Source organism: Streptomyces sp. NPDC012769 (assembly GCF_042901205.1).
In the GTDB taxonomy this organism is placed as follows: domain Bacteria; phylum Actinomycetota; class Actinomycetes; order Streptomycetales; family Streptomycetaceae; genus Streptomyces.
Window position 1 is genome coordinate 498,198 of sequence record NZ_JBIBCP010000006.1, and the last position, 23,080, is coordinate 521,277.

21 protein-coding genes are annotated in these 23,080 nt (G+C 72.1%); 17 read left to right on the plus strand and 4 right to left on the minus strand.

Annotated elements, in window-relative coordinates; all coding sequences use genetic code 11:
• Positions 1-54: 54 nt before the first annotated feature.
• Both ACFY7C_RS30920 and ACFY7C_RS30925 read left to right on the plus strand, forming a co-directional pair.
• A complete protein-coding gene (locus tag ACFY7C_RS30920) occupies positions 55-702 on the plus strand; it encodes a DUF4328 domain-containing protein (RefSeq protein WP_389656740.1) in 648 nt (215 codons plus the stop codon).
• A 65-nt stretch (positions 703-767) separates the two neighbouring features.
• Positions 768-1,298 carry a hypothetical protein gene (locus ACFY7C_RS30925; RefSeq protein WP_389656743.1) on the plus strand — a complete coding sequence of 177 codons (531 nt, stop codon included), beginning with the start codon at positions 768-770 and terminating at the stop codon, positions 1,296-1,298.
• 91 nt (positions 1,299-1,389) lie between these two features.
• On the opposite strand, the gene ACFY7C_RS30930 is transcribed toward ACFY7C_RS30925, so the two are convergent.
• Positions 1,390-2,154, minus strand: a complete 765-nt coding sequence (locus ACFY7C_RS30930; RefSeq protein ID WP_389656746.1) for a Clp protease N-terminal domain-containing protein — start codon at positions 2,152-2,154, stop codon at positions 1,390-1,392.
• A gap of 389 nt (positions 2,155-2,543) precedes the next feature.
• Here ACFY7C_RS30930 and ACFY7C_RS30935 point away from each other — a divergent pair, with 389 nt between their 5' ends.
• Complete coding sequence (locus ACFY7C_RS30935; protein ID WP_389656959.1) at positions 2,544-3,233, plus strand: RNA polymerase sigma factor; 690 nt, start codon at positions 2,544-2,546, stop codon at positions 3,231-3,233.
• Positions 3,233-4,285, plus strand: coding sequence for a hypothetical protein (locus ACFY7C_RS30940; protein ID WP_389656749.1), 1,053 nt, complete (start codon positions 3,233-3,235; stop codon positions 4,283-4,285). The genes ACFY7C_RS30935 and ACFY7C_RS30940 overlap by 1 nt, the downstream gene beginning before the upstream one ends.
• 175 nt (positions 4,286-4,460) lie before the next feature.
• Here the strand turns inward: ACFY7C_RS30940 and ACFY7C_RS30945 are convergent, their stop codons facing one another.
• The gene (locus ACFY7C_RS30945; RefSeq protein ID WP_389656752.1) at positions 4,461-5,312 is read right to left on the minus strand and encodes a peptidoglycan-binding protein; all 852 of its coding nucleotides are present in this window, start codon (positions 5,310-5,312) and stop codon (positions 4,461-4,463) included.
• Between the two features lie 227 nt (positions 5,313-5,539).
• On the opposite strand from ACFY7C_RS30945, the gene ACFY7C_RS30950 reads away from it, so the two are divergent.
• The 3 genes from ACFY7C_RS30950 to ACFY7C_RS30960 are packed head-to-tail and all read left to right on the plus strand — an operon-like array spanning position 5,540 to position 8,690.
• Positions 5,540-7,120 carry a methylmalonyl-CoA mutase gene (locus ACFY7C_RS30950; RefSeq protein ID WP_389656755.1) on the plus strand — a complete coding sequence of 527 codons (1,581 nt, stop codon included), beginning with the start codon at positions 5,540-5,542 and terminating at the stop codon, positions 7,118-7,120.
• Between the two features lie 57 nt (positions 7,121-7,177).
• Positions 7,178-7,831 carry a leucine efflux protein LeuE gene (leuE, locus tag ACFY7C_RS30955; RefSeq protein WP_389656758.1) on the plus strand — a complete coding sequence of 218 codons (654 nt, stop codon included), beginning with the start codon at positions 7,178-7,180 and terminating at the stop codon, positions 7,829-7,831.
• A 37-nt stretch (positions 7,832-7,868) separates the two neighbouring features.
• Positions 7,869-8,690, plus strand: a complete 822-nt coding sequence (locus ACFY7C_RS30960; protein WP_389656761.1) for a MerR family transcriptional regulator — start codon at positions 7,869-7,871, stop codon at positions 8,688-8,690.
• Positions 8,691-8,698: 8 nt separating this feature from the next.
• Here the strand turns inward: ACFY7C_RS30960 and ACFY7C_RS30965 are convergent, their stop codons facing one another.
• Both ACFY7C_RS30965 and ACFY7C_RS30970 read right to left on the minus strand, forming a co-directional pair.
• Entirely contained in the window at positions 8,699-10,021 is a 1,323-nt protein-coding gene (locus ACFY7C_RS30965) for an alpha-2,8-polysialyltransferase family protein (RefSeq protein WP_389656764.1), read from the minus strand.
• Positions 10,018-11,013 carry a glycosyltransferase family 2 protein gene (locus ACFY7C_RS30970; protein ID WP_389656767.1) on the minus strand — a complete coding sequence of 332 codons (996 nt, stop codon included), beginning with the start codon at positions 11,011-11,013 and terminating at the stop codon, positions 10,018-10,020. The genes ACFY7C_RS30965 and ACFY7C_RS30970 overlap by 4 nt, the downstream gene beginning before the upstream one ends.
• A gap of 199 nt (positions 11,014-11,212) precedes the next feature.
• Here ACFY7C_RS30970 and ACFY7C_RS30975 point away from each other — a divergent pair, with 199 nt between their 5' ends.
• From ACFY7C_RS30975 to ACFY7C_RS31020, 10 genes are all read left to right on the plus strand, one after another.
• The gene (locus tag ACFY7C_RS30975) at positions 11,213-12,532 is read left to right on the plus strand and encodes a DUF6716 putative glycosyltransferase (RefSeq protein ID WP_389656770.1); all 1,320 of its coding nucleotides are present in this window, start codon (positions 11,213-11,215) and stop codon (positions 12,530-12,532) included.
• A complete protein-coding gene (locus ACFY7C_RS30980; RefSeq protein ID WP_389656773.1) occupies positions 12,532-13,722 on the plus strand; it encodes a cytidylyltransferase domain-containing protein in 1,191 nt (396 codons plus the stop codon). The genes ACFY7C_RS30975 and ACFY7C_RS30980 overlap by 1 nt, the downstream gene beginning before the upstream one ends.
• Positions 13,723-13,734: 12 nt before the next feature.
• Entirely contained in the window at positions 13,735-14,628 is an 894-nt protein-coding gene (locus ACFY7C_RS30985) for an N-acetylneuraminate synthase family protein (RefSeq protein ID WP_389656776.1), read from the plus strand.
• Complete coding sequence (locus ACFY7C_RS30990) at positions 14,625-15,725, plus strand: hypothetical protein (protein ID WP_389656779.1); 1,101 nt, start codon at positions 14,625-14,627, stop codon at positions 15,723-15,725. Before ACFY7C_RS30985 ends, ACFY7C_RS30990 begins: the two co-directional genes overlap by 4 nt.
• 116 nt (positions 15,726-15,841) lie before the next feature.
• Complete coding sequence (locus tag ACFY7C_RS30995) at positions 15,842-17,074, plus strand: amidohydrolase (RefSeq protein ID WP_389656782.1); 1,233 nt, start codon at positions 15,842-15,844, stop codon at positions 17,072-17,074.
• A 303-nt stretch (positions 17,075-17,377) separates the two neighbouring features.
• A complete protein-coding gene (locus ACFY7C_RS31000; protein ID WP_389656785.1) occupies positions 17,378-18,430 on the plus strand; it encodes a BMP family protein in 1,053 nt (350 codons plus the stop codon).
• Between the two features lie 234 nt (positions 18,431-18,664).
• On the plus strand, positions 18,665-20,302 hold the full coding sequence (locus tag ACFY7C_RS31005) for an ABC transporter ATP-binding protein (protein WP_389656962.1): 1,638 nt from the start codon (positions 18,665-18,667) through the stop codon (positions 20,300-20,302).
• The gene (locus ACFY7C_RS31010; RefSeq protein ID WP_389656788.1) at positions 20,299-21,411 is read left to right on the plus strand and encodes an ABC transporter permease; all 1,113 of its coding nucleotides are present in this window, start codon (positions 20,299-20,301) and stop codon (positions 21,409-21,411) included. Before ACFY7C_RS31005 ends, ACFY7C_RS31010 begins: the two co-directional genes overlap by 4 nt.
• Positions 21,408-22,673 carry an ABC transporter permease gene (locus tag ACFY7C_RS31015; protein ID WP_389656791.1) on the plus strand — a complete coding sequence of 422 codons (1,266 nt, stop codon included), beginning with the start codon at positions 21,408-21,410 and terminating at the stop codon, positions 22,671-22,673. The genes ACFY7C_RS31010 and ACFY7C_RS31015 overlap by 4 nt, the downstream gene beginning before the upstream one ends.
• Positions 22,670-23,074 (plus strand): cytidine deaminase, encoded by a 405-nt coding sequence (locus ACFY7C_RS31020; protein ID WP_389656794.1) that lies wholly within the window; start codon positions 22,670-22,672, stop codon positions 23,072-23,074. The genes ACFY7C_RS31015 and ACFY7C_RS31020 overlap by 4 nt, the downstream gene beginning before the upstream one ends.
• Positions 23,075-23,080 lie beyond the last annotated feature (6 nt).

The window sequence follows — 23,080 nt, forward strand, 5'->3', positions numbered from 1 at the left end:
CGGCCCGCCCCGCGAGGGGCGACGCCGTTTCGTCCCCGGGGGGATCCGCTCACCATGCTCCGCAATCCCAAGGGCCTGTCGCAGGCCGTGGTGGTCCTGCTCGGCGTCACCGTCGCCGCCGACGTCTTCAGCATCGTCGCGACCTTGCGGATGCGCGCGCTGCTGACCGGACCGCTGGCCGACCACCCGGACCCGGACGAGTACGAGGGCGAACTGGACACGGCCATGGCCTGGACCGCGCAGAGCCTTCTGCTTCTCGCCACCGCCGTCGTCTTCGTCACCTGGTTCTTCCGGCTGCGGCGGAACGCCGACGTGTGGGCGCCGGACCTCCAGCGCCGGGCGAAGGCCTGGGCCATCGCCGGCTGGTTCGTCCCGATCGTCTCGCTGTGGGTGCCGCGCGGCGTGGCCGCGGACATCTGGCGGGCGAGCCGCCCCGAGCCGTACGCGGCGGACCGGCGGGGCGAGTTCGTCCTGCTCAACGGCTGGTGGCTGAGCTTCGTCGCCGCGACCTTCGTCGGAGAGGTCGGCTACCGCATCTTCGACGACGCCCGGAACGTCGACACGTTCGTCGCCGGAGCGAACTGGATCGTCGTGGGCGACCTGCTGAACCTCACCGCCGCCGTTCTCGCGATCCTCGTCGTGCGGCGTCTGACCTCTATGCAGCACACGAAGGCCACTGGCATGATTCCGGCCGCGCAGTGACGAAAAAGCGCCGGGTGGCGCAGTAGTGGAAGTACTGCGTCCGCATCGTTGGCGAGGAGGCGTCCGTGACGTCCGTGACGAGCACGAGCCTGCAGGAACTGATCGACCGTGCCGGTGCGCGGGGCCTCGCGGCCGCCGGACTCGCCTGCCTCGACCGGTGTCTGCCGCTGCTCGCCCCTGAGCGCGCCGAGGCGCTGCGACCGGTGTGGGCCGCGATCGCGCGCGGCGAGGGCGCGGCCTGGGCCGACGCGGTCGCCAAGGCGAAGACCGAGCTGGCGGGCGCGGGCGGCGAGGACGCGGACGCCGGCGGCGTCGTCACCATGGTGCGCGCGATGCTCGTCGGCGTCCCCGCGGAGTGGGCCGAAGAGCCGCTGCGGGACTGGGCGGGGCGCTGCTCCGCGGTCGCGCTCGCCGTGCACCGCCTGTACGACGCGACCGAGGCGGGACCCCTCCACGCGGGCGAGCTCCGCCGCCAGCAGGCGGTCCTGGAGGCCGCCGCCCACGGCCCGACCGGTCTGCGCAGGGCTCGCGAGCTGTCCACCGAGGGCGGCCGCGTCCTGCGCGCGGTCGTCTCCCGCCGGGCCCGGACCGCCTGAGGCCCATGGCCGGGGCCGTGCGGACGGCCGTCGTGACGGACGGTTGAGGGGGAGGGGCGCCGAGGCGCCCCTCCCCCTCGCACTCGTTCCGTCAGGCTTCCGGATCGGCCTCGGCCTCCGGTTCCTCGATGCGCAGCGAGGCGATCGCCTCGGCGATCTCCCGCTCGGCCCGCGCCTTGTCGAGGCCGAGGGCCGTGAGCGGGCCCTGGCCGTCCTCGAACTCGAGCAGGGCGAGCAGGATGTGCTCGGTGCCCACCCAGGTGTGGCCGAGGCGCAGCGCCTCGCGGAAGGTGAGCTCCAGGACCTTCTTGGCGTCCGCGTCGTACGGGATGAGCGCGGGCACCTCGTCGGCGGCCGGCGGCAGCGTCGGGGTGATCGTCTCGCGGATCCGGTCCGGGGTGACGCCCTGGTTGCCGATCCACCGGGCCGCGATCCCCTCGGGCTCGGCGAGCAGGCCGAGCGCCAGGTGGGCGGGGACCGTCTTGTCGTTGCGGGCGGCGGAGGCCTCGTTCTGCGCGGCCATCACGACGTTCCGGGCCCGGGGGGTGAACCGGCTGAAGCCGGCGTTCGGGTCCGTCTTCGCCGCGTCGCCCTCCTTGTCGTCCTTGGGGACGAAGCGCTTCTGGGCGGCCTGCCGGGTGACGCCCATGCTCTTGCCGATGTCGGTCCAGGAGGCGCCGGCGCGCCGGGCCTGGTCCACGAAGTGGCCGATGAGGTGGTCGGCGACCTCTCCGAGGTGGTCCGCCGCGATGACCGCGCCGGACAGCTGGTCGAGGGCGTCCGCGTGGGACTTCTTGATCGCGTCGATCAGGTCGTCGAGTCGCACGGGGTGGGTCATGCCGAGTGGATTCGTCATGGCGCAACCCTAGGTTGACAGTCCATGAGTGTCAACCGTCAGTTGACAGTCCTCGTGGCGCTGTCGACGGGCAAGGAAAGCCGAGGGGCTGAAGAAAAAGGGCGCCCCGTCACAAGGCGCCCGAAAAGGAAGACGACCGGGGCCGCCACCCCCCACAGGAGAGGCCCCGGTCGTCGTCCGCGGAGCCGCGGACGGCCCCGTACTCCTAACAGCGCCGTGCATGCGTTTTCTGTCACACCCCGCTCGCACCGCGCGAACTTTCGAGTTGTACAAAGAACCGGACCCGCGTGGACGTGGCGCCCGAACAGGACGTAGCGTTCTGTTGCGCCCCGGGCGGCGTGGCGGTGACGACCAGCCGCGATGAGCGCGACGACGAACAGGTGTGGGGAGTGCTGGGGGACGAGGCGGAGCTGACGGCCGCAGTGCTCGCCGCGCAGAACGGTGACGAGGACGCCTTCCGCACCGTGTACCGCGCGGTGCATCCACGGCTCCTCGGCTACATACGCACGCTGGTCGGCGAGGCCGACGCCGAGGACGTCGCCTCCGAGAGCTGGCTGCAGATCGCGCGCGACCTCGACCGCTTCAGCGGCGACGCCGACCGCTTCCGCGGCTGGGCCGCCCGCATCGCCCGCAACCGCGCCCTCGACCACATCCGGATGCGCGGCCGCCGCCCCGCCGTCGGCGGCGACGAGACCGAGCTGACCGACAAGCCCGCCGACTCCGACACCGCGGGCGAGGCCCTGGAAGCCCTGGCCACCGGCCGCACCATGCACCTCATCTCCCAGCTTCCGCAGGACCAGGCCGAGGCCGTCGTCCTGCGGGTCGTCGTCGGCCTGGACGCCAAGAGCGCCGCCGACACCCTCGGCAAGCGCCCCGGCGCGGTCCGAACCGCCGCCCACCGGGGCCTGAAGAAGCTCTCCGAACTCCTCGGCACGGCCGGACACGGCGGTGACCCCGACGGCGGTCCCGACGGCGACTCCCCGCTCGACGGCGTACCTCCGCAGCGCGGTCGCCGGGCGGGGGCCACGACGCCCGGCGGTGTGACGCAATCGCGCGCGCGGACGCAGAAGGACATGTGATGGCCGACGAGCGGTACCAGTGGCTCGACCAGGAGGCCGCGGAGCGGCTGCTGCGCGGCGAGCCGGTCGACCCCGTCGACGACGCGTCCCGCGCGCAGGCCGAGCTCCTCGCGCGCGCCCTCGACACGGCCCGTACGCCGACGGCCGCCGCCTTCGAGGGCGAACTCCCCGGCGAGGCCGCCGCGCTCGCCGCCTTCCGCAAGGCCGTCGCCGAGCGCGCCACGGCCACCGCCGCCGCACCCGGACCCGCGGCCCAGGGCACCCCCACCGACCTCGGCGCCGTCCGCCTCGCGCCCGCCCTCACCGGCCGCCGCTGGGGACGCTCGCTGCGCTACGGCCTGGCCGCCGCGCTCGCCGCCGTCACGGTCGGCGGAGTCGCCGTCGCCGCCGGTACGGGCATGCTGCCGCTGACCTCCGAACCCGCCTCCGGGCACTCGGTCACGGCCGCCGACACCACCGCCCCCACCGTCTCCGGCTCCCCGGGCGACGGCAGCGGGACCGGCACCGACGTGCCCGGCGTCCCGGCGGACCCCGACGGGCGGACCGGCACGCCGGGCCCCACCGACGGCCCGTCCACCACCACGCCCGGACCCGGCGACAGCGCCGGCGCCACCCCGGACCCGGACGGCGGCACGGCCGGCCCGGACCCGGACGGCGCCACCAGGGACAAGCGGCTCGTCGAGGCCTGCCAGGACTACCGCGCCGGCCGGCTGACCGACAGCGGCCGCCAGCGGATCGCCGGATCGCTCAAGAGCGGCGAGACCGTGAAGCGGTACTGCGAGCGGGTCCTCGCCGGTGCGCCGACCACCGGCGCGACCCAGCCCTCCGCCTCCGCCGGACGCACGTCCGGCGCGAGCGGCGGTCCCGGCGGCTCCGGCAGCCGCGGTACGGAGTCGGGCGACGCCGACGGCGACAAGGACGACCGAGGCGACCGGGACCGCGAGGGCGGCACCGGGGGCGGCTCGAAGGACCGCTCCGAGGGCGGCTCCGCGGGAGCCGGGGGCGGCTCCGAGGGAGCCGGGAGGCACGGCAAGGACCGCTCCCGTTCATAGCCCCGCAAGACGGGTGTGACACTTTTCGACCCGCCGACGCAGTAGAGAGTGAGCCGACTGGTCATCGGCGAGCGCACGGAGCCGGGGTTCCCCCCGTACCTTCGGCTCGGCGCACCGGCGCGGGTGGGACACGTTCCCCCGGTCCCACCCGCGCCCCCTTCTCCTCCTCGCGGGCCTACCAGTGCACGACGACCTTGTCGCCCACCTTCACCTGGTCGAACAGCACCGCGAGCTTCCCCTTGTCCCGCACGTTGACGCAGCCGTGCGAGGCCCCGTTGTACCCGCGGGCCGCGAAGTCGGACGAGTAGTGCACCGCCTGGCCACGGCTGAAGAACATCGCGTACGGCATCGGCGTGTGGTAGATCGTCGACGTCCAGTCCCGGGCCTTCCACTCGACCTTGAACTCGCCCTCACGGGTCGGGGTGTTCTCCGAACCGAAGCGCACGTCGAAGGACGAGACGACCTTGCCGTCGATCATCCACGCCAGCGTCCGGCTCTCCTTGCTGATGCACATCACCCGGCCGGTCATACAGCGCGGGTCGGGCGCGTCCAGCTTGTTGGTGGTCGCCGGCCGCAGCTCGTCGGCGGTCGGCTCGCGCGTCATCGCCACCAGCTTCTGCCAGGTGACCTCGTCGACCGAACCGGTCCGCGGCAGCTCCCGCTTCTTCTGGAAGGCCTTCACCGCGTTCCCGGTCATCGTCCCGTAGAAGCCGGTGGGCGCCCGGTCGAAGTAGCCGAGCTGCCGCAGCCGGGCCTGGAGCTCGCGCACCCGCGCGCTCTCGTCGCCGTCGTCCATCAGGATCCTGGCCTTCGGCCCCGGCGCCTCGGTGGTGGCCGACGGCGCGGGCGACGACGGCTTGTCGTCACCGGTCGGCGCGGCCGAGGACGGCGCCGGCGCGGTGGACGGCGTGGCCGGCGGCGCGGTGCGGGTGCCGCCGGAACCCGCGGCCTCGGGCACGCAGCCCGCGGCCAGGGTCACGGCCGCGACGGCCAGGACTGCTCTGCGTATGACGGACGAACGCTTCATCGGTGCCCCCCGGGAAATCACGTGTGTACGGAGGGATGTTTCCCGGACCCGCCCGGTTGCGCACGTGACCGAAACGAGACGGGCATGCTGTGAGGAAGGTCCCAGCGTGCTGCTCTCCACCCGGCCGCACGCCCGCCGCTACAGTCCGCAGCGAGGGCGGGTACCGCTCAGTAGCGGGTCTTCGAGCAGCAAGCAGTGAGCAGCAGGTCTATCGGGAGGCACAACACATGGCGCGCGAGTCGGAGTCGGGGCTGCCCATCGAGCCGGTCTACGGACCGGACGCCCTGGAGGGATGGGACCCGGCCGAGAAGCTGGGGGAGCCGGGGGCGTACCCGTTCACGCGCGGTGTGTATCCGTCGATGTACACGGGCCGGCCGTGGACGATGCGCCAGTACGCCGGTTTCGGCACCGCGGTGGAGTCCAACGCCCGCTACAAGCAGCTGATCGACAACGGCACCATGGGCCTGTCGGTCGCCTTCGACCTGCCCACGCAGATGGGCCACGACTCCGACGCCCCGATCGCGCACGGCGAGGTCGGCAAGGTGGGCGTGGCGATCGACTCGATCGACGACATGCGGGTGCTGTTCGACGGCATCCCGCTGGACAAGGTGTCCACGTCGATGACGATCAACGCCCCCGCCTCCCTGCTGCTCCTGCTCTACCAACTCGTCGGCGAGGAGCAGGGCGTCCCGGCGGACAAGCTGACCGGCACCATCCAGAACGACGTGCTGAAGGAGTACATCGCCCGCGGCACGTACATCTTCCCGCCCAAGCCGTCGCTGCGGCTGATCGCGGACATCTTCAAGTACTGCAAGGCCGAGATCCCGAAGTGGAACACGATCTCGATCTCCGGCTACCACATGGCCGAGGCGGGCGCCTCTCCGGCGCAGGAGATCGCCTTCACGCTGGCCGACGGCATCGAGTACGTCCGCACCGCGGTCGCCGCCGGCATGGACGTGGACGACTTCGCGCCGCGGCTCTCCTTCTTCTTCGTGGCCCGCACCACGATCCTGGAGGAGGTCGCCAAGTTCCGGGCGGCCCGCCGGATCTGGGCGCGGGTGATGAAGGAGGAGTTCGGCGCGAAGAACCCCAAGTCGCTGATGCTCCGCTTCCACACCCAGACCGCCGGCGTGCAGCTGACCGCCCAGCAGCCCGAGGTCAACCTGGTCCGCGTCGCCGTCCAGGGCCTCGCGGCCGTCCTCGGCGGCACGCAGTCGCTGCACACCAACTCCTTCGACGAGGCCATCGCCCTGCCGACGGACAAGTCCGCCCGCCTGGCCCTGCGCACCCAGCAGGTCCTCGCCTACGAGACCGACGTCACCGCCACCGTCGACCCGTTCGCCGGGAGTTACGTGGTGGAGAAGATGACCGACGACGTCGAGGCCGCCGCCCTGGAGCTGATGGCCAAGGTGGAGGAGCTCGGCGGCGCCGTCAACGCGATCGAGCGCGGCTTCCAGAAGAACGAGATCGAGCGCTCCGCCTACCGCATCGCCCAGGAGACCGACTCCGGCGAGCGGGTCGTCGTCGGCGTCAACCGCTACACCATCGACGTCGAGGAGCCCTACGAGCCGCTGCGCGTCGACCCGGCGATCGAGGCCCAGCAGGCCGAGCGGCTCGCCAGGCTGCGCGCCGAGCGCGACCAGGCCGCCGTCGACACCGCGCTCGCGGAGCTGAAGAAGGCCGCCGAGGGCACGGACAACGTGCTCTACCCGATGAAGGACGCCCTCAAGGCCCGCGCCACCGTCGGCGAGGTCTGCAACGCGCTGCGCGAGGTCTGGGGCACCTACGTCCCGACCGACGCCTTCTGAGCGCACGTAGACGCAGGTCACAGCGGAGTGTCGTACCCACGTGCGACACTCCGCTCCATGCTGGGTGTCACCGATCTGCCGACCTATCTCGCGGGCCTCGTCCTCATCATCCTCCTGCCGGGGCCGAACTCGCTGTACGTGCTGTCCGTCGCCGCCCGCAAGGGCACCCGGACCGGATACCGGGCCGCCGCCGGCGTCTTCACCGGCGACGCGGTCCTGATGACGCTTGCCGCGCTCGGCGCGGCCTCGCTGCTCCAGACCACACCCCTGCTCTTCATGATCGTGAAGTACGCCGGCGCGGGCTATCTGGCCTGGATGGCGTACGGGATGCTGCGGGCCGCGTGGGCGATGTGGCGGACCCGGGGCGAGGAGCCTGCCGAAGAGTCCGCCGGGGAAGCGGCCGCACCCGGCGAGAACCCGTACCGCCGGGCGCTGATCATCAGCCTCTTCAACCCGAAGGCGATCCTCTTCCTGATCTCCTTCTTCGTGCAGTTCGTGGACCCGTCGTACGCCTACCCGGCCCTGTCCTTCCTCGTCCTCGGCACCCTGCTCCAGCTCGGCAGCTTCCTCTACCTGACGACCCTGATATTCGGCGGCACCCGCCTCGCCGCCGCCTTCCGGCGCCGCAGGCGGCTGTCCGCAGGGGCCACCACGGCCGCCGGCGCCCTCTTCCTCGGCTTCGCCGCGAAGCTCTCGCTGGCCGGTCCTTGACCCTCACACCGTGTGAGGCCGTTCCGTAGGGGGCGTCATGTTCACCATCGGAGACTTCGCCCGGCACGGGCGGGTGTCGGTCCGCATGCTGCGCCACTACGACGCCATCGGACTGCTGCGCCCGGCCCATGTCGACCCCCACAGCGGCTACCGCTTCTACGAGGCGGCCCAGCTCGCCCGGCTCAACCGCGTCATCGCGCTCAAGGACCTCGGCTTCACCCTGGAACAGGTGGGGGCCGTCCTCGACGAGGAGATCGGCGCGGAGGAGCTGCGCGGGATGCTGCGGCTGCGCCAGGCCGAGCTGGAGACGGCCCTGGAGGAGGCGCGGGCGCGGCTCGCGCGGGTCGGTGCGCGGCTCCGAGCCATCGAGAGCGAGGGACACATGTCCACGCAGGACGTCGTCGTCAAGAGGATCCCGGCCGTGCGGATCGCCGAGCTGAGCGGCATCGCCGCGAGCTTCGGCCCGGCCGACATCACCCCCGTCATCAGCCCGCTGTACGAGGAGCTGTGCGGCCGCCTGGAGGCCGCCGGCGTCACCGGCTTCGGGCCCGCCGTCGCCTACTACGAGGACGCGGGCCGCGGCGACGGCTCGGTCGTCGTGCACGCCGGCATGACCGTCCCCGAGGGCACCGAGGCCGAGGGCGTCGACGTCCTCGTGCTGCCGGGCCTGGAGGAGGCGGCCACCGTCGTCCACCGGGGGCCGATGGACGAGATCCTGCCGACCGCCCAGACGCTGGCGAGCTGGATCGACACCAACGGCTACGCGTCGGCCGGCTACGCCCGGGAGCTGTACCTGGAGTGCCCGGAGGACCGGTCCCGCTGGGTGACCGAACTCCAGGAGCCGGTCACCCGCGCGTAGCGCACCGGTCATCGGCCGCCCAGGGCCCGCCGCTTCAGCTTCAGGGCGCGGCGGGCCAGCCGGCGCAGGCCCGGGTGGCGGGGGACCGGCAGGCCGCCGGGCAGGCCCAGGGAGGTGAGGCGGCGGCGGGTGAAGTGGTGCCGGGTGCTCGCCGCGAGCGGCCCGGACAGGTGCCGTACGGCCGCCTCCCGCAGGTCCGGCCGGATCTTCGGCTGCATCGCGAAGCCGACCGCGGCGACCAGGCCCGTGAGCTCGGCCGTCCCCGGCGCCGCCCACCCGGCCCCGGCCTCCAGGTCGGGGACGAGCGCGTCGGCGAGGGCCACCGGCACCCGGTTGCTGTTCTGGTACGGCGAGAGCCGGGCGAGCAGCTGCCGGGTGCCGACCCGGGCGGTCTCGATCCCGTAGAACGCGCTCGCCGTGAACAGCGCGGTGGAGAAGCAGCCCACCACCAGCGCGGGCCGCAGCTCCCGGTAGAGCACCTCGGCGAGCACCGGCCGGTCCAGGACGGTCAGTTCGGCGCCGAGCGCCTCCGCCTCCCGTACCAGCGCCCGCGACCAGGCGTCGGGGGCCGTGGGGTGCGGCTTGAAGACCAGGCGGCGGTGGCCGCGGGCGACCGTGCCGCGGACCATCCGCAGATGCAGTTCCGCCTCCTCGGCGGGGGTGAGGAGGGAGAGCGCCGCCAGGTACTGGCCGAGCAGCAGGGCGGGGCCTTCCTCGGACGCGACCGGGCCCGACAGCTCCTCGACGACCTTCGTGAACGCCTCCGTCGGCACGGTCTCCGCGACCGCCCCGAACTCGGCGAGCAGCAGCGGCTCGAGCCCCGGCACCAGGTCCAGGTGGAGCAGCCGGCGCACCCGCTCGCCGACCAGCGGGTCGATCTTGTTGCGGGTCGGGCCGTAGCTCATCAGCCCGTCCGCGTACACGTCGATCGCCGCGTCGGGGAGGAGCTGGGCGATCGTCAGGGCCGGGGCCACCTGGAGGGACTCCACGACGAGTTCGATCCGGTCGGTGCCGAGCTCCCACAGCCGCCGCAGATGCCGCTGGAGCAGGGGCAGGTCGTCCGGTCGGGGCGTCCAGCCGCCCGGATGGAGCGGCTCGATCGTCTCGTTCCAGTCCAGGACGGCGTCGAACCGGCCGCGCAGCCGCTCGAAGCCGGGCATCGCGTCCAGCGGGGTGGTGGTCTCGGGGACCGCCGCGTTGGTGGACACCAGCAGCAGGCGCCGCCCGGCGGGGCGGAAGCAGCCGCTGTCCAGGGCCGCGGCCAGGGTGGCCGCCCCGTACAGGGTGGAGGCGTAGAAGATCTGGGTGGTGCCGGTTCCGGTGGTGCTCATGCGGCGTTCGTCTCCAGGGGGGCCGGTGCTGGTGCGGGGCGGCGGCGCTTGAGCCGGCGCAGCGGCCCGGCCCGCTCCTCGCCCATCGCGGTCAGCGCCTGCGCGAGGACGTCCCCGGGCATGCGCCGCAGCGCGCCCGCGCTCATGGCCCGCAATTTCCGTGCGACCTCGGGTTCGAATTTCGCCGTGTTCCCGATGTGGTGGGAAATCACCGCGCAATAGGTGCGGACGGCCTTCGGGAGAAGCCGGTCCGCGTCCGGATCATTCTTCGTCTCCTCGATCACCCGGTCGAATGCGCGAATGAAATCGAGCTGTCGTACGTCACCGATCTGAGTGAGCGAGGTGGCGACTCCGCGCCGGTAGAAGATTCCCAGGTCGCCGGTGACCGCGAAGGACTCCGCCTCCCGGTGCAGCCGCCAGATCCACGGCCGGTCCTCGGCGGTCCGCAGCCCGTGCGCGAAGTGCAGCAGCCCCCGGTCGAGGAGCCGGCGGTGGTACATCCCGGCCCAGGCGTACGGGTAGTCCACCGAGGTCGTGCGGTCGGCCGGCAGGATCGCGTCGCGGGGCCGCAGCACCTCCAGGCGCCTGCCCACCGGCGCCCGCCGCACCGACCTGTTCCGGCCGGTCACCCGGACGTGGTCGGTGCGCAGGAAGTCGCAGCCCAGCTCGTCCATGGTGGCCACCAGGCCCGCGTAGAAGCCGGGAGAGAGCCAGTCGTCCCCGTCCAGGAACGCCAGGTAGGTGCCGCGGGCCGCGTCCAGGCCGGTGTTGCGGGCGGTCGCCAGCCCCTCGTTGCGCGCGTGCCGGATCAGCCGCGCCCCCGGGATCTCGCGCTCGGCCCGTTCCAGGAGCTCCGCGGTCCCGTCCGTCGAACAGTCGTCGACCAGCAGGAACTCGAAGTCCTCACGGGCGTTCGCGCGCAGGCTTCTGAGGGCGTCGGGGGCGTATGTCTGCACGTTGTAGAACGGCACGACGACGGAGAGCTTGACCACGGAAACGACGCTAGGCGCCGCCCCGGCATTCGCCCTGACCGGCAAGGGGATGCCCGGTGAACACAAAGCGGCGGGCCCCTTAACCACCCCGGACCTCTTCCCCTTTCTGTCCGTTTCCCGCAATGCGTCATGGTGCTGTTAACCATTTGTTGTGGCCCAGTTGGGCCGCGAATCCCCCGGCCCTCCTAGCGTCCTCGACGTGCCATCACGTACCGAACGAGCGGCGCGCGTCGCCGTACTCGCCGATTCCGACACCCGGTGGAAATGGGGCGTGCTCACCGCACGCAGAATCGCGCCGGGTGAATCCGGGGAATCCGTGGAGACGGCCCCGACCGGATTCGTCCTGCGCGGCCGGGCCACCCCCACCGCCCGCCAGCTCGCCGAGACCGGGGTGTCCGACACCGCCCCGCGCGAGGTGACGGGGACGGAGTTCCTGCGCGAGGTACGGGACGCGGCGGCGCGCGGCGAGGGCTACGACGTGATCGTGCTCGCCCTGGTCGGCGGCACCGTCCGCGCCGTGCTCCACGGCCTCGCCGAACTCGCCCTCGACCGCCGCCCGGTGATCGTCACCGGCTATGTCGGCGTCGTCTACGAGAAGCTCGCCGACGGGCTCCTGCTGCGCCACGGCGCCGATGTCGTGCTCGCCAACTCCCGCCATGACGCCGAGCGGTTCCGCGCGGTGTACGAGGGTGTCGGCGTCGACCCGGGCGCCGTCGTCGAGGCCGCGCTTCCCTTCCTGGGCGGCGCCCCGTACGCACCCGAGGCGGGCCGCGACACCCTGGTCTTCGCCGCGCAGCCCTCCGTGCCCGTCACCCGGGCCGAACGCGCCCATGTGCTGTGCCGGCTGGTCGAGCACGCCCGGCTCCACCCGGGCCGCGAGGTGCTCCTCAAGCTGCGCTCCAAGCCGGGCGAACACACCACGCACCTGGAGGAGTTCCCGTACCAGAAGCTGGTGCGCGACCTGCCCGTCCCGCCCAACTTCCGTCTCGTCTACGGGCACATGGGCGAGGTCCTCGACCGCACCGACCTGCTGGTCACCGTCTCCTCCACGGCCGCCCTCGAAGCGCTCCACCGGCGCATCCCCACCGCGATCCTCACCGACCTCGGGGTGCGCGAGGCGCTCGGCAACCACCACTTCATCGGCTCGGGGCTGCTCACCTCCTTCGACCGCCTCGACCAGGGCGCCGTACCGCGGCCCGACGAGGAGTGGCTGTCGCGGCAGGGTGTCGGCGTCGGCGGCCCGGGCACGGTCCCGTACGAGCGGGCCTTCGACGCGGCCCGCGCGCGGGTCGCCGAGCTCCTCGCCGGTCCCGCGCTGCCGCCGGTCGCCCCGTACTACACGGCCGAGACCGCCGGCGGATACCTGCCCGGCATCCTCGCCCGCCACCGCCTCGACGTCACCGCGCCCGAGCCCCGCGAGAGCGGAGTGCGCCGGATCGTCCGCGAGGTCGCGCGCGGCGCCTACCGCCACGGCGTGCAGCGCGTGGCCCCCGTCATCCGCCGTCTGGGAGAACTGTGATGCCGACGACCGTACTCGCCGTGATCCCGGCCCGGGGCGGCTCCAAGGGCGTCCCCGCCAAGAACCTCGCCCCGGTGGCCGGCGTCCCCCTGGTGGGACGCGCGGTCCGCGCCTGCCTGGGCGCCCCGCGTGTCACCGACGTCGTCGTCTCCACCGACGACCCCGGCATCGCGGCCGCCGCCCGCGCCTTCGGCGCCCAGGCCGTCCAGCGCCCCGCCGACCTCTCCGGCGACACCGCCACCAGCGAATCCGCCGTCCGGCACGCCATGGACGCCTTCGAGGCCACTTCCGGCCGCACCGCCGACGTCGTGCTCCTCGTGCAGTGCACCAGCCCCTTCCTCACCGCCGAGGAGGTGGACGCGACCGCCGCGAGGATCGTCTCGGGCGAGGCCGACACGGCCTTCACCGCCGCCCCCACCCACGGCTTCCTGTGGAAGGAGGACCCCGACGGCGCCGACGGCGCCACCGGCGTCAACCACGACAAGGCCCACCGGCCCCGTCGGCAGGACCGCGAGCCCGAGTATCTGGAGACCGGCGCCGTCTACGCCATGGCCGCCGACGGCTTCCGCACCCACGGCCACCGCTTCTTCGGCCGCACCGCCCTGGTCGTCACCGACCCGGCCCGCGTCCTGGAGATCGACGACCCGCACGACCTCGCCCGGGCCCGCGCCCTCGCCCCGCTGCTCGACACCCCGGCGACCCCGACCCTCGACGACGTCGACGCCGTGGTCCTCGACTTCGACGGCACCCAGACCGACGACCGCGTGCACATCGACGCCGACGGCCGCGAGTTCGTCTCCGTGCACCGCGGCGACGGCCTCGGCATCGCCGCGATGCGCAGGGCCGGCGTCCCGCTCCTGATCCTGTCCACCGAACAGAACCCCGTCGTCGCCGCCCGCGCCCGCAAGCTCCGCATCCCCGTGCTCCACGGCGTGGACCGCAAGGACCTCGCCCTCAAGCAGTGGTGCGACGAGCAGGGCATCGACCCGCAGCGCGTGCTCTACGCCGGCAACGACGTCAACGACCTGCCCTGCTTCCACCTCGTCGGCTGGCCCGTCGCGGTGGGCAGCGCCCACGACTCCGTACGGGCCGCCGCCCGCGCGGTCACCCACACCCCCGGCGGCTCCGGAGCGATCCGCGAGATCGCCGCCTGGCTCCTCGGACCCGAGCTCCACACCCCCGACGCGTAAGGAACCACCCACATGAGCACCCGCCTCCGCACCCTCGGCAGCAAGACCGCAGGCCCGGGCCGCCCCGTCTACATCACCGGCGAGATCGGCATCAACCACAACGGCGACCTGGACAACGCCTTCGCGCTCATCGACGTCGCCGCCGAGGCCGGCTGCGACGCCGTCAAGTTCCAGAAGCGCACGCCCGAGATCTGCACGCCGCGCGACCAGTGGGACATCGAGCGCGACACCCCCTGGGGCCGGATGACCTACATCGACTACCGCCACCGCGTGGAGTTCGGCGAGGACGAGTACCGCGCCATCGACGCGCACTGCCGCGAGCGCGGCATCGACTGGTTCGCCTCCCCGTGGGACACCGAGGCCGTCGCCTTCCTGGAGAAGTTCGACGTCCCCGCCCACAAGGTGGCCTCCGCCTCCCTCACCGACGACGAGCTGCTGCGCGAGCTGCGCGGCACCGGCCGCACCGTCATCCTCTCCACCGGCATGTCGACGCCGAAGCAGATCCGGCACGCCGTCGAGGTCCTGGGCAGCGACAACATCCTGCTCTGCCACGCCACCTCGACCTACCCGGCCAAGGCCGAGGAGCTCAACCTGCGCGTGATCCAGACGCTGCAGGAGGAGTACCCCAACGTCCCGATCGGCTACTCCGGCCACGAGACCGGCCTCCAGACCACCCTGGCCGCCGTCGCCCTCGGCGCCACCTTCGTCGAGCGCCACATCACCCTCGACCGCGCCATGTGGGGCTCCGACCAGGCCGCCTCCGTCGAGCCGCAGGGCCTGCAGCGCCTGGTCCGCGACATCCGCACCATCGAGACCGCGCTCGGCGACGGCGTGAAGAAGGTCTACGAGTCGGAGCTCGGCCCGATGAAGAAGCTCCGCCGGGTCCAGGGGCTCGTCGCCGCATGACCGGCCGGCTGGCGTTCGTCGAGAGCCCGGTCCAGCTCCTGAACGTCCTGGAATGGGCCCATGCCACGGCCCCGCACGACACCACCCCCCGCCCGCTGCCCGGCGTCCCCGGTCAGCCCGCCCGCCGCACCCCCGCGCCGGGCCCGGGCACCCCGGGGCTGACCGTCGTCGTCCTGTCGCCCACCGATCCCATGTCCAGGGGCCAGCTGCGGCGCATGGCGCAACTGGCCCGGGATGAGGGGATCACCGTGAAGTGGCAGGACGCGCGGCAGGGCAGGGGGGCCGTCGCACGGACCCTGCGGGAGCTCGCCGGGCCGCTGCGGGCGGCCGAGCGGGTGATCGTCGGGGATCCGTTCTCGCGGTACGTCCAGCTGCTGCTCACCCTCTTCGGCCCCCGCCGGGTCACCGTCGTCGACGACGGCACCGCCACCATGGAGTTCGCCGCGCAACTCGCACGCGGCGAGCGCCTGGTGCGCTGGCACCGGCGGGGCAGCCGGGGGCCGCGCGAGCTGGTCCTCGCCCCGGTGACCTCGCTGGCCCGCCGCAAGCTCGCGCCCGGCCGCCGCCGCACCGTCGAGATCTTCACCTCGCTGCCGGTCGAGCCGCCGCCGGGCACCACGGTCCTGGTCAACGACTTCTCCTGGACCCGCTCCCGCTTCGGCCCGCCCCGGCTCACCCGCGGCGCCGACCTCGTCGGCACCTCCCTCGTGGAGACCGGGGTGGTCGACCCCGACGAGTATCTGCGGGCCGTCACCGCGCTGGCGGCCACCCACGGCGCCACCCGCTACTTCGCCCACCGCCGGGAGAGCACCGAGAAGCTGCACCGGATCGCCGTCGAGACCGGCCTCGAGGTCGTGCGCCCCGATCTGCCGCTGGAGCTGATCGCCCGCCGCGGGCCCATCGGCCGCACGGTGGTCAGCTTCCCGTCCACGGTCGTGCACACCCTGCCGCTGGCCCTCGCCGGCACCGGCGTGAAGGTCGCCGTCTGCGAGATCGCCCCCGAGTGGCTGCGGGCGAACGCCTCGCCCCGCGCCCAGGGCTTCCTGGCCGGCGTCGCCGGCACCGCCACCCGTAGTGAAAGGCTCGAATTCGGGTAAGCGTACCCACACAGGGTGACCGTCACGCCTGTGAACCGAGATTTCTATCCCCTATCGGGTTGAACTTTTCGTGATCAAGGGCCAGTTGATCTTCCCGGGGGCCTACCCTTCAAAAGGTGAACCAGTTGAAGTCCCGTGAGCCCGGCTCCGACGCGGCGCCCGCAGCGCTGCCCGGAACACTGTCCGAACCCCTGCGTGACGAACTGATCGCGTTCCGCAGGGACTTGCACATGCACCCCGAGCTCGGCAACCAGGAGTTCCGTACCACCGCCGTGCTGGGAGCCAGACTGGAGGCGGCCGGGCTGCGCCCGAAGGTGCTCCCGGGCGGCACGGGACTCGTGTGTGACATCGGCACCTGGGACCGCGGACGGCCCATGCTGGCGATCCGCGCCGACCTCGACGCGCTGCCCATTCCCGACACCAAGACCGTCGCCTACCGCTCCACCGCGCCCGACCGGGCGCACGCCTGCGGCCACGACGTGCACACCACGGCCGCCCTCGGCGCCGCTCTGGTCCTCGCCGAGCTCGACCGGCAGGGTCGGCTGCCCTCGGCCGTACGGGTGATCTTCCAGCCCGCCGAGGAGGTGCTGCCCGGCGGCGCGGCGGACGCCGTCGCGGCCGGTGTCCTCGACGGCGTCGGCCGGATCATCGCCGTGCACTGCGACCCCCGGGTCGACGCCGGCAAGATCGGCCTGCGCTCCGGCCCCATCACCTCCGCCTGCGACCGGCTGGAGATCACCCTCGACGGCCCCGGCGGTCACACGGCCCGCCCGCACCTGACCACCGACCTGGTCACGGCCGCCGCCCGGATCGCCACCGACGTCCCCGCCGTGCTCGCCCGCCGGGTCGACGCCCGCTCCGGGCTCTCGGTCACCTGGGGCCGCATCGAGGCCGGTCACGCCCCCAACGTCATCCCGCAGCACGCCGAGCTCTCCGGCACCGTCCGCTGCCTCGACCTGCCCGCCTGGCGCGACGCCCCCGACATGGTGCACGCGGCGATCGACGAGATCGCCACCCTGCACCGAGCCAAGTCGACCGTCGACTACGTCCGCGGCGTCCCCCCGGTCGTCAACGACCCGGTGGTCACCGAGCTGCTCCGCGACGCCATGTCCGCCCGCCTCGGGCCGTACGCGATCGAGGACACCGAGCAGTCCCTCGGCGGCGAGGACTTCTCCTGGTACCTGGAGCACGTCCCCGGCGCCATGGCCCGGCTCGGCGTGCGCACTCCCGGCGACACCCGGGTGCGCGACCTGCACGCGGGCGACTTCGACGTGGACGAGCGGGCCATCGGGGTCGCGGTGGAGATGTTCACCGCGGCGGCCTTCATCGACGCCGCGCCCAAGCGCTGATCCGGGTCTTCGTGCCCACGGCGAAAACCGGACTTTAAGTACGACTTAATCCGGGGGCGGGCGCGGTTCATCCGTCCGGCCCAGCCCCCGGCGTGTCGCTTACGGGGCCGGGCCGGTCGCCCGCACCAGCGTGTATGACGGGCGGTATCGGGCCGGACGCCCAAGGTGGCCCCCTTGGCTGGTTCGCGTCGATCCGATAACGACTCATGAACGGGTCTTTAACTGACATCTACGCGCGTTACGATCGCCGCGAAACCAGCGCCGGAAGAGGCGCTTTCGGTCAGTCTTGAAGGGACCCTCCTCTTGCGCCGGATCACCAGGATCACCACCGTGGGCATCGCCTCCGCGGCGCTCGCCCTGTCCGCCACCGCGTGTGGCAAGTCCTCGACGGACTCGGGTTCGGGCACCGACGCGAAGGCCGGCAAGGCCGCCATCGCGTACGACATCGGCGGCCGTGGCGACCAGTCCTTCAACGACGCCGCCTACGCGGGCCTGAAGAAGGCCGAGGACGAGCTCGGCGTCAAGGGTGCCGAGGCCGAGCCGTCGGAGGGCGAGGGCGACGCCGACAAGGTGCAGCGCCTCACCGCTCTGGCCCGCGCCGGCAACAACCCGGTCATCGGCGTCGGCTTCGCCTACGCCCCGGCCATCGAGAAGGTCGCCAAGGCCTACCCGAAGACCACCTTCGGCCTCATCGACGACACGTCGAAGACCGGCCCGAACATCGCCAACCTGGTCTTCAACGAGGAGCAGGGCTCCTACCTGGCCGGCGTCGCCGCCGCCAAGGCGTCCAAGACCGGCACGGTCGGCTTCATCGGCGGTGTCGAGGTCCCGCTGATCAAGAAGTTCGAGGCCGGCTTCGTCCAGGGCGTCAAGGACACCAACCCGAACGCCAAGGTGCTCACCCAGTACCTGACCCAGCCGCCGAACTTCGACGGTTTCGCCAAGCCGGACCTCGGCAAGGCCGCCGCGCAGGGCATGCTCGACCGCAAGGCCGACGTGATCTACGCCGCCGCCGGTCTCGCCGGCTCCGGCGCGATCGAGGCGACCGCCAAGGCCGGCAAGTGGGCCATCGGCGTCGACTCCGACCAGTACAACCAGAAGGGTCTCGCCCAGTACAAGGAGCGGATCCTCACCTCGGTCACCAAGGACGTCTCGGACTCCGTCTTCAACCTGATCAAGTCGGTCAAGGACGGCAAGCCGCAGACCGGTGAGGTCCGCTACGGCCTCGCGGCGGACGGCGTCGGCCTGGCCGACTCCAACCCGGAGTACAAGAAGATGACCGACCTCATCGCCGCGGTGGACAAGGCGAAGAAGGAGATCGTCGACGGCAAGATCACGGTCAAGACCACGCCGTAACGGCGTCCGGGTCACGACCCTGACCGCGGGCCCGGCGCCGGTGGCACCCCCACCGGAACCGGGCCCCCGGGCCATGTCGGCCCCATTCCCCCGGCATTCCCCCCGTTCCGGGACCCTTTCCCGTACGGGTTTTCAATTTCCGGCAGTGCTACGCGTGTAGATGTCCCAGCGGCACGATAACTTCGCCCCGCCCTGCCCTCCGCTCCCACTCCTTTCGGCCAAGGAGAGTGCGCCATCAACGCGTCCAGCCCCCCTGCCGTAGAACTCCACGGCATCACCAAGCGCTTCCCCGGCGTCGTCGCCAACAGGGACATCGCCATCACCGTCCGCAAGGGCACCGTGCACGCCCTCATCGGCGAGAACGGTGCCGGCAAGTCGACCCTGATGAAGATCCTGTACGGCATGCAGAAGCCGGACGAGGGCACCATCGCCATCGACGGCGAGCAGGTCACCTTCTCCAGCCCCGCCGACGCCATCGCGCGCGGCATCGGCATGGTGCACCAGCACTTCATGCTCGCCGACAACCTCACCGTCCTGGAGAACGTCGTCCTCGGCGGCGAGAAGCTCTACGGCATCGGTGCCAGGGCCCGTAAGAAGATCATGGAGATCTCCGACGCGTACGGCCTCGGCGTCCGCCCCGACGCGCTGGTCGAGGACCTCGGCGTCGCCGACCGGCAGCGCGTGGAGATCCTCAAGGTCCTCTACCGCGGCGCCAGGATCCTCATCCTCGACGAGCCGACCGCCGTGCTCGTCCCGCAGGAGGTCGACGCGCTCTTCGACAACCTGCGCGAGCTCAAGTCCGAGGGCCTGACCGTCATCTTCATCTCGCACAAGCTGGGCGAGGTCCTGAAGGTCGCCGACGACATCACCGTCATCCGGCGCGGCACCACGGTCGGCACCGCCGACCCGAAGACCGCCACCACCAAGCAGCTCGCCGAGCTGATGGTCGGCACCGAGCTGCCCTCCCCGGAGACCCGCGAGTCGACGGTGACGGACGTGCCGATGCTGGAGGTCCGGGGGCTCACGCTCACCGAGGCCGGCGCCGCCGCCGCGGTGCCGCTGACCACCGCCGCCCCGCCGGACCCGTCCGGCGCGGTCGCGCTCCAGGACACCGGCACCGGCCGCAAGCTCCTCGACGACATCTCGTTCACCATCCACAAGGGCGAGATCCTGGGCATCGCCGGTGTCGAGGGCAACGGCCAGACCGAGCTCATCGAGGCCCTCATGGGCCTGAACACCCTCGACGCGGGCGTCATCACCCTCGACGGCACGGACATCTCCAAGGTCTCGGTGCGCAAGCGCCGCGAGGGCGGCATCGGCTACATCCCCGAGGACCGCCACCGCCACGGCCTGCTCCTGGAGGCCCCGCTCTGGGAGAACCGGATCCTCGGTCACGTCACCGAGGCCCCCAACTCCAGGCGCGGCGTCCTCGACCCGAAGGCCGCCCGTCAGGACACCGAGCGGATCGTGCGCGAGTACGACGTCCGCACCCCCGGCATCGACGTCACCGCGGCCTCGCTGTCCGGCGGCAACCAGCAGAAGCTGATCGTCGGCCGCGAGATGAGCCACGCCCCCAAGTTCCTGATCGCCGCCCACCCCACCCGTGGCGTGGACGTCGGCGCCCAGGCGCAGATCTGGGACGCGATCCGCGACGCCCGCCGGGAGGGCCTGGCGGTGCTGCTGATCTCCGCCGACCTCGACGAGCTGATCGGCCTGTCCGACACGCTGCGGGTGATGTACCGCGGCAGGCTCGTCGCCGACGCCGACCCCGCCACCATCACGCCCGAGGAGCTCGGCTCCGCCATGACCGGCGCCGCCACCGGCCACCTCGAAGGCACCGAAGAGCAGTCCGAAGACGGTGACGCCCGATGATGAAATTCGACAAGGACAAGCTGATCATCGGGGCCGCGGGCCCCGTGCTCGCCCTGGTCTCCTCCTTCGCGCTCACCGTGCTGGTGCTGCTCGCCACGGGCATCGACCCGATCGAGCCGATCCGCCTGATGATCGAGAACGCCGGCTTCTCCGACATCCAGGTGCTGATCGTCAACCAGACCGGCATCTACTACCTGGCGGCGCTCGCGGTGGCCATCGGCTTCCGCATGAACCTCTTCAACATCGGCGTCGACGGCCAGTACCGCCTCGCCGCGATGCTGTCCGCCGTGGTCGGCGCCGCCGTCGAGCTGCCCGGGCCGCTGCACATCCTGCTGATCGTGCTCGTCGCCGTCCTCACCGGCGCCTTCTGGGCCGGCATCGCGGGCATCCTCAAGACCACCCGGGGTGTCTCCGAGGTCGTCTCGACGATCATGCTCAACGCCATCACGACCTCGCTGGTGGCCTGGCTGCTCCTGCCGAAGAACTTCGGCGAGCAGGTCCCCGGCTCCAACAACCTCACCACCGGTGAGATCGCCGAGTCCGGCTGGTTCCCGGGCATCGACACGGGCAACGGCGTCGTCTACGGCTTCACCTTCGTCGCCCTCGCCCTCGGCGTCGTCTACTGGTTCGTCCTCAACCGCACCCGCTTCGGCTTCGACCTGCGCGCCACCGGCGCCAGCGAGTCCGCCGCCCAGGCCAGCGGTGTCGACGCCAAGAAGATGATCCTCACCTCGATGCTGATCTCCGGTGGCCTCGCCGGTCTGTCCGGCATGCCGACGCTGCTCGGCGAGACCCACACGTACAGCCTCGACTTCCCGGTCGGCGTCGGCTTCACCGCCATCGCCATCGCCCTGCTCGGCCGCAACCACCCGGTCGGCATCTTCTTCGCGGCCCTGCTCTTCGCCTTCCTCGACAAGGCGTCGTCGTCGCTCGACGTGGCGGGTTATCCGAAGGAGATCACCCAGATCATGCAGGGCATCATCGTGATCGCCGTGGTCGTCTCCTACGAGCTCGTCCGTCGTTACGGCCTCCGCCGCCAGCAGCAGAAGGTCGGCGAGCAGCTGGCCGCCGGCGGCGCCATCAAGACCGACAAGGAGGTGGCGGCATGAGCACCGGCACCGTTGCCAAGCCCAGCGCCGCGCCCAAGAAGGCGGGCGGCCGCCGCAAGCTGACCTGGCCCTGGATCCTGCTGATCGTCGCGGCCGGTCTCGTGCTCTTCTCGCTGGTCCGGGTCATCTCCGGGGCCAACGACCTCACCTCCGTCGGCCAGGTCTCCGGCGCGCTCCAGCTCGCCGTCCCGATCGGCCTCGCCGGTCTCGGCGGTCTGTGGGCCGAGCGCGCGGGCGTGGTCAACATCGGTCTCGAGGGCATGATGATCCTCGGCACCTGGTTCGGCGCCTGGGCCGGCTACCAGTGGGGCCCGTGGACCGGCGTCCTCGTCGGCATCCTCGGCGGCGCCCTCGGCGGCCTGCTGCACGCCGTCATCACCGTCACCTTCAACGTGAACCACATCGTCTCCGGTGTGGCGCTCAACATCCTCGCGGTCGGCTTCACCCGCTACCTGTCGAACTTCACGTTCGCCGAGGCCGAGGGCGGCTCCTCCAAGCAGTCCCCGCGCATCGACGAGATCACCAAGATCACGATCCCGGGACTCTCCGACTGGCTCCAGGACCTCCAGGCCAAGCACTGGTTCCTGATCTCGGACCTGGCCGGCATCCTCGGCGGCCTGGTCACCAACCTGTCGCTGCTGACCGTGGTCGCCATCCTGCTGATCCCGGCCACCTGGTACCTGCTGTGGCGCACCGCCTTCGGCCTGCGCCTGCGCTCCTGCGGTGAGAACCCGGTCGCGGCCGAGTCGCTGGGCGTGAACGTCTACAAGTACAAGTACATCGCCGTCACCATCTCCGGCGGTCTCGCGGGCCTCGGCGGCGCCTTCCTCGCGATCGTCGCCACCAGCATCTACCAGGAGGGCCAGACCGGCGGCCGTGGTTACATCGGTCTCGCCGCGATGATCTTCGGCAACTGGATGCCGGGCGGCATGGCGATGGGCGCGGGCCTCTTCGGCTTCACCGACAGCCTCAAGCTGCGCGGCGGCGCCGAGAACGTCCACGCGCTGCTGCTGCTGGTCGCGCTGCTGCTGGTCATCGCCGCGGTGTGGCAGCTGTACAAGAAGAAGTACGTCTCCGCCGTGCTCGCGGCGGTCTTCTCGGTCGGCTTCTTCCTCTGGTACGCGTTCACCGACGAGGTCCCGAGCCAGTTCGTGGACGCCGCCCCGTACGTCACCACGCTGCTCGTGCTCGCCCTGTCGGCGCAGCGCCTGCGGATGCCCAAGGCGGACGGCCTGCCGTACCGGAAGGGCCAGGGCAAGTGACGCCCGGCCTGTCCGAGGCCGACTGGGAGCTCCTGCGGGAGACCGCCCGGGAGGCGATGTCGCACGCGTACGCCCCGTACTCCGGCTTCCCGGTGGGGGCGGCGGCGCGGGTCGACGACGGGCGGGTGGTCTCCGGCTGCAACGTCGAGAACGCCTCGTTCGGCCTCGGCCTGTGCGCCGAGTGCGGTCTCGTCTCCCAGCTCCAGGCCACCGGCGGCGGCCGGCTGACGCACTTCGTGTGCGTCGACGGCCGCGGCGAGTCCCTGGTGCCGTGCGGCCGCTGCCGGCAGCTGCTGTACGAGTTCGGGGGACCCGAGCTCGTCCTGGAGACGCCCGCCGGGATCGTCACCCTGGCGGACATGCTCCCGCAGGCGTTCGGCCCGGACCACCTGGCGAAGTAATAGCTC

Excerpts from the sequence above, each read along its gene's own strand:
- ACFY7C_RS30920 (WP_389656740.1), top strand. The coding sequence starts at position 55 with ATGCTCCGCAATCCCAAGGGCCTGTCGCAGGCCGTGGTGGTCCTGCTC.
- ACFY7C_RS30930 (WP_389656746.1), bottom strand. The coding sequence starts at position 2,154 with ATGACGAATCCACTCGGCATGACCCACCCCGTGCGACTCGACGACCTG.
- ACFY7C_RS30940 (WP_389656749.1), top strand. The coding sequence starts at position 3,233 with ATGGCCGACGAGCGGTACCAGTGGCTCGACCAGGAGGCCGCGGAGCGG.
- ACFY7C_RS30945 (WP_389656752.1), bottom strand. The coding sequence starts at position 5,312 with ATGAAGCGTTCGTCCGTCATACGCAGAGCAGTCCTGGCCGTCGCGGCC.
- ACFY7C_RS30950 (WP_389656755.1), top strand. The coding sequence starts at position 5,540 with ATGGCGCGCGAGTCGGAGTCGGGGCTGCCCATCGAGCCGGTCTACGGA.
- leuE (WP_389656758.1), top strand. The coding sequence starts at position 7,178 with ATGCTGGGTGTCACCGATCTGCCGACCTATCTCGCGGGCCTCGTCCTC.
- ACFY7C_RS30960 (WP_389656761.1), top strand. The coding sequence starts at position 7,869 with ATGTTCACCATCGGAGACTTCGCCCGGCACGGGCGGGTGTCGGTCCGC.
- ACFY7C_RS30965 (WP_389656764.1), bottom strand. The coding sequence starts at position 10,021 with ATGAGCACCACCGGAACCGGCACCACCCAGATCTTCTACGCCTCCACC.
- ACFY7C_RS30980 (WP_389656773.1), top strand. The coding sequence starts at position 12,532 with ATGCCGACGACCGTACTCGCCGTGATCCCGGCCCGGGGCGGCTCCAAG.
- ACFY7C_RS30985 (WP_389656776.1), top strand. The coding sequence starts at position 13,735 with ATGAGCACCCGCCTCCGCACCCTCGGCAGCAAGACCGCAGGCCCGGGC.
- ACFY7C_RS30990 (WP_389656779.1), top strand. The coding sequence starts at position 14,625 with ATGACCGGCCGGCTGGCGTTCGTCGAGAGCCCGGTCCAGCTCCTGAAC.
- ACFY7C_RS31010 (WP_389656788.1), top strand. The coding sequence starts at position 20,299 with ATGATGAAATTCGACAAGGACAAGCTGATCATCGGGGCCGCGGGCCCC.
- ACFY7C_RS31015 (WP_389656791.1), top strand. The coding sequence starts at position 21,408 with ATGAGCACCGGCACCGTTGCCAAGCCCAGCGCCGCGCCCAAGAAGGCG.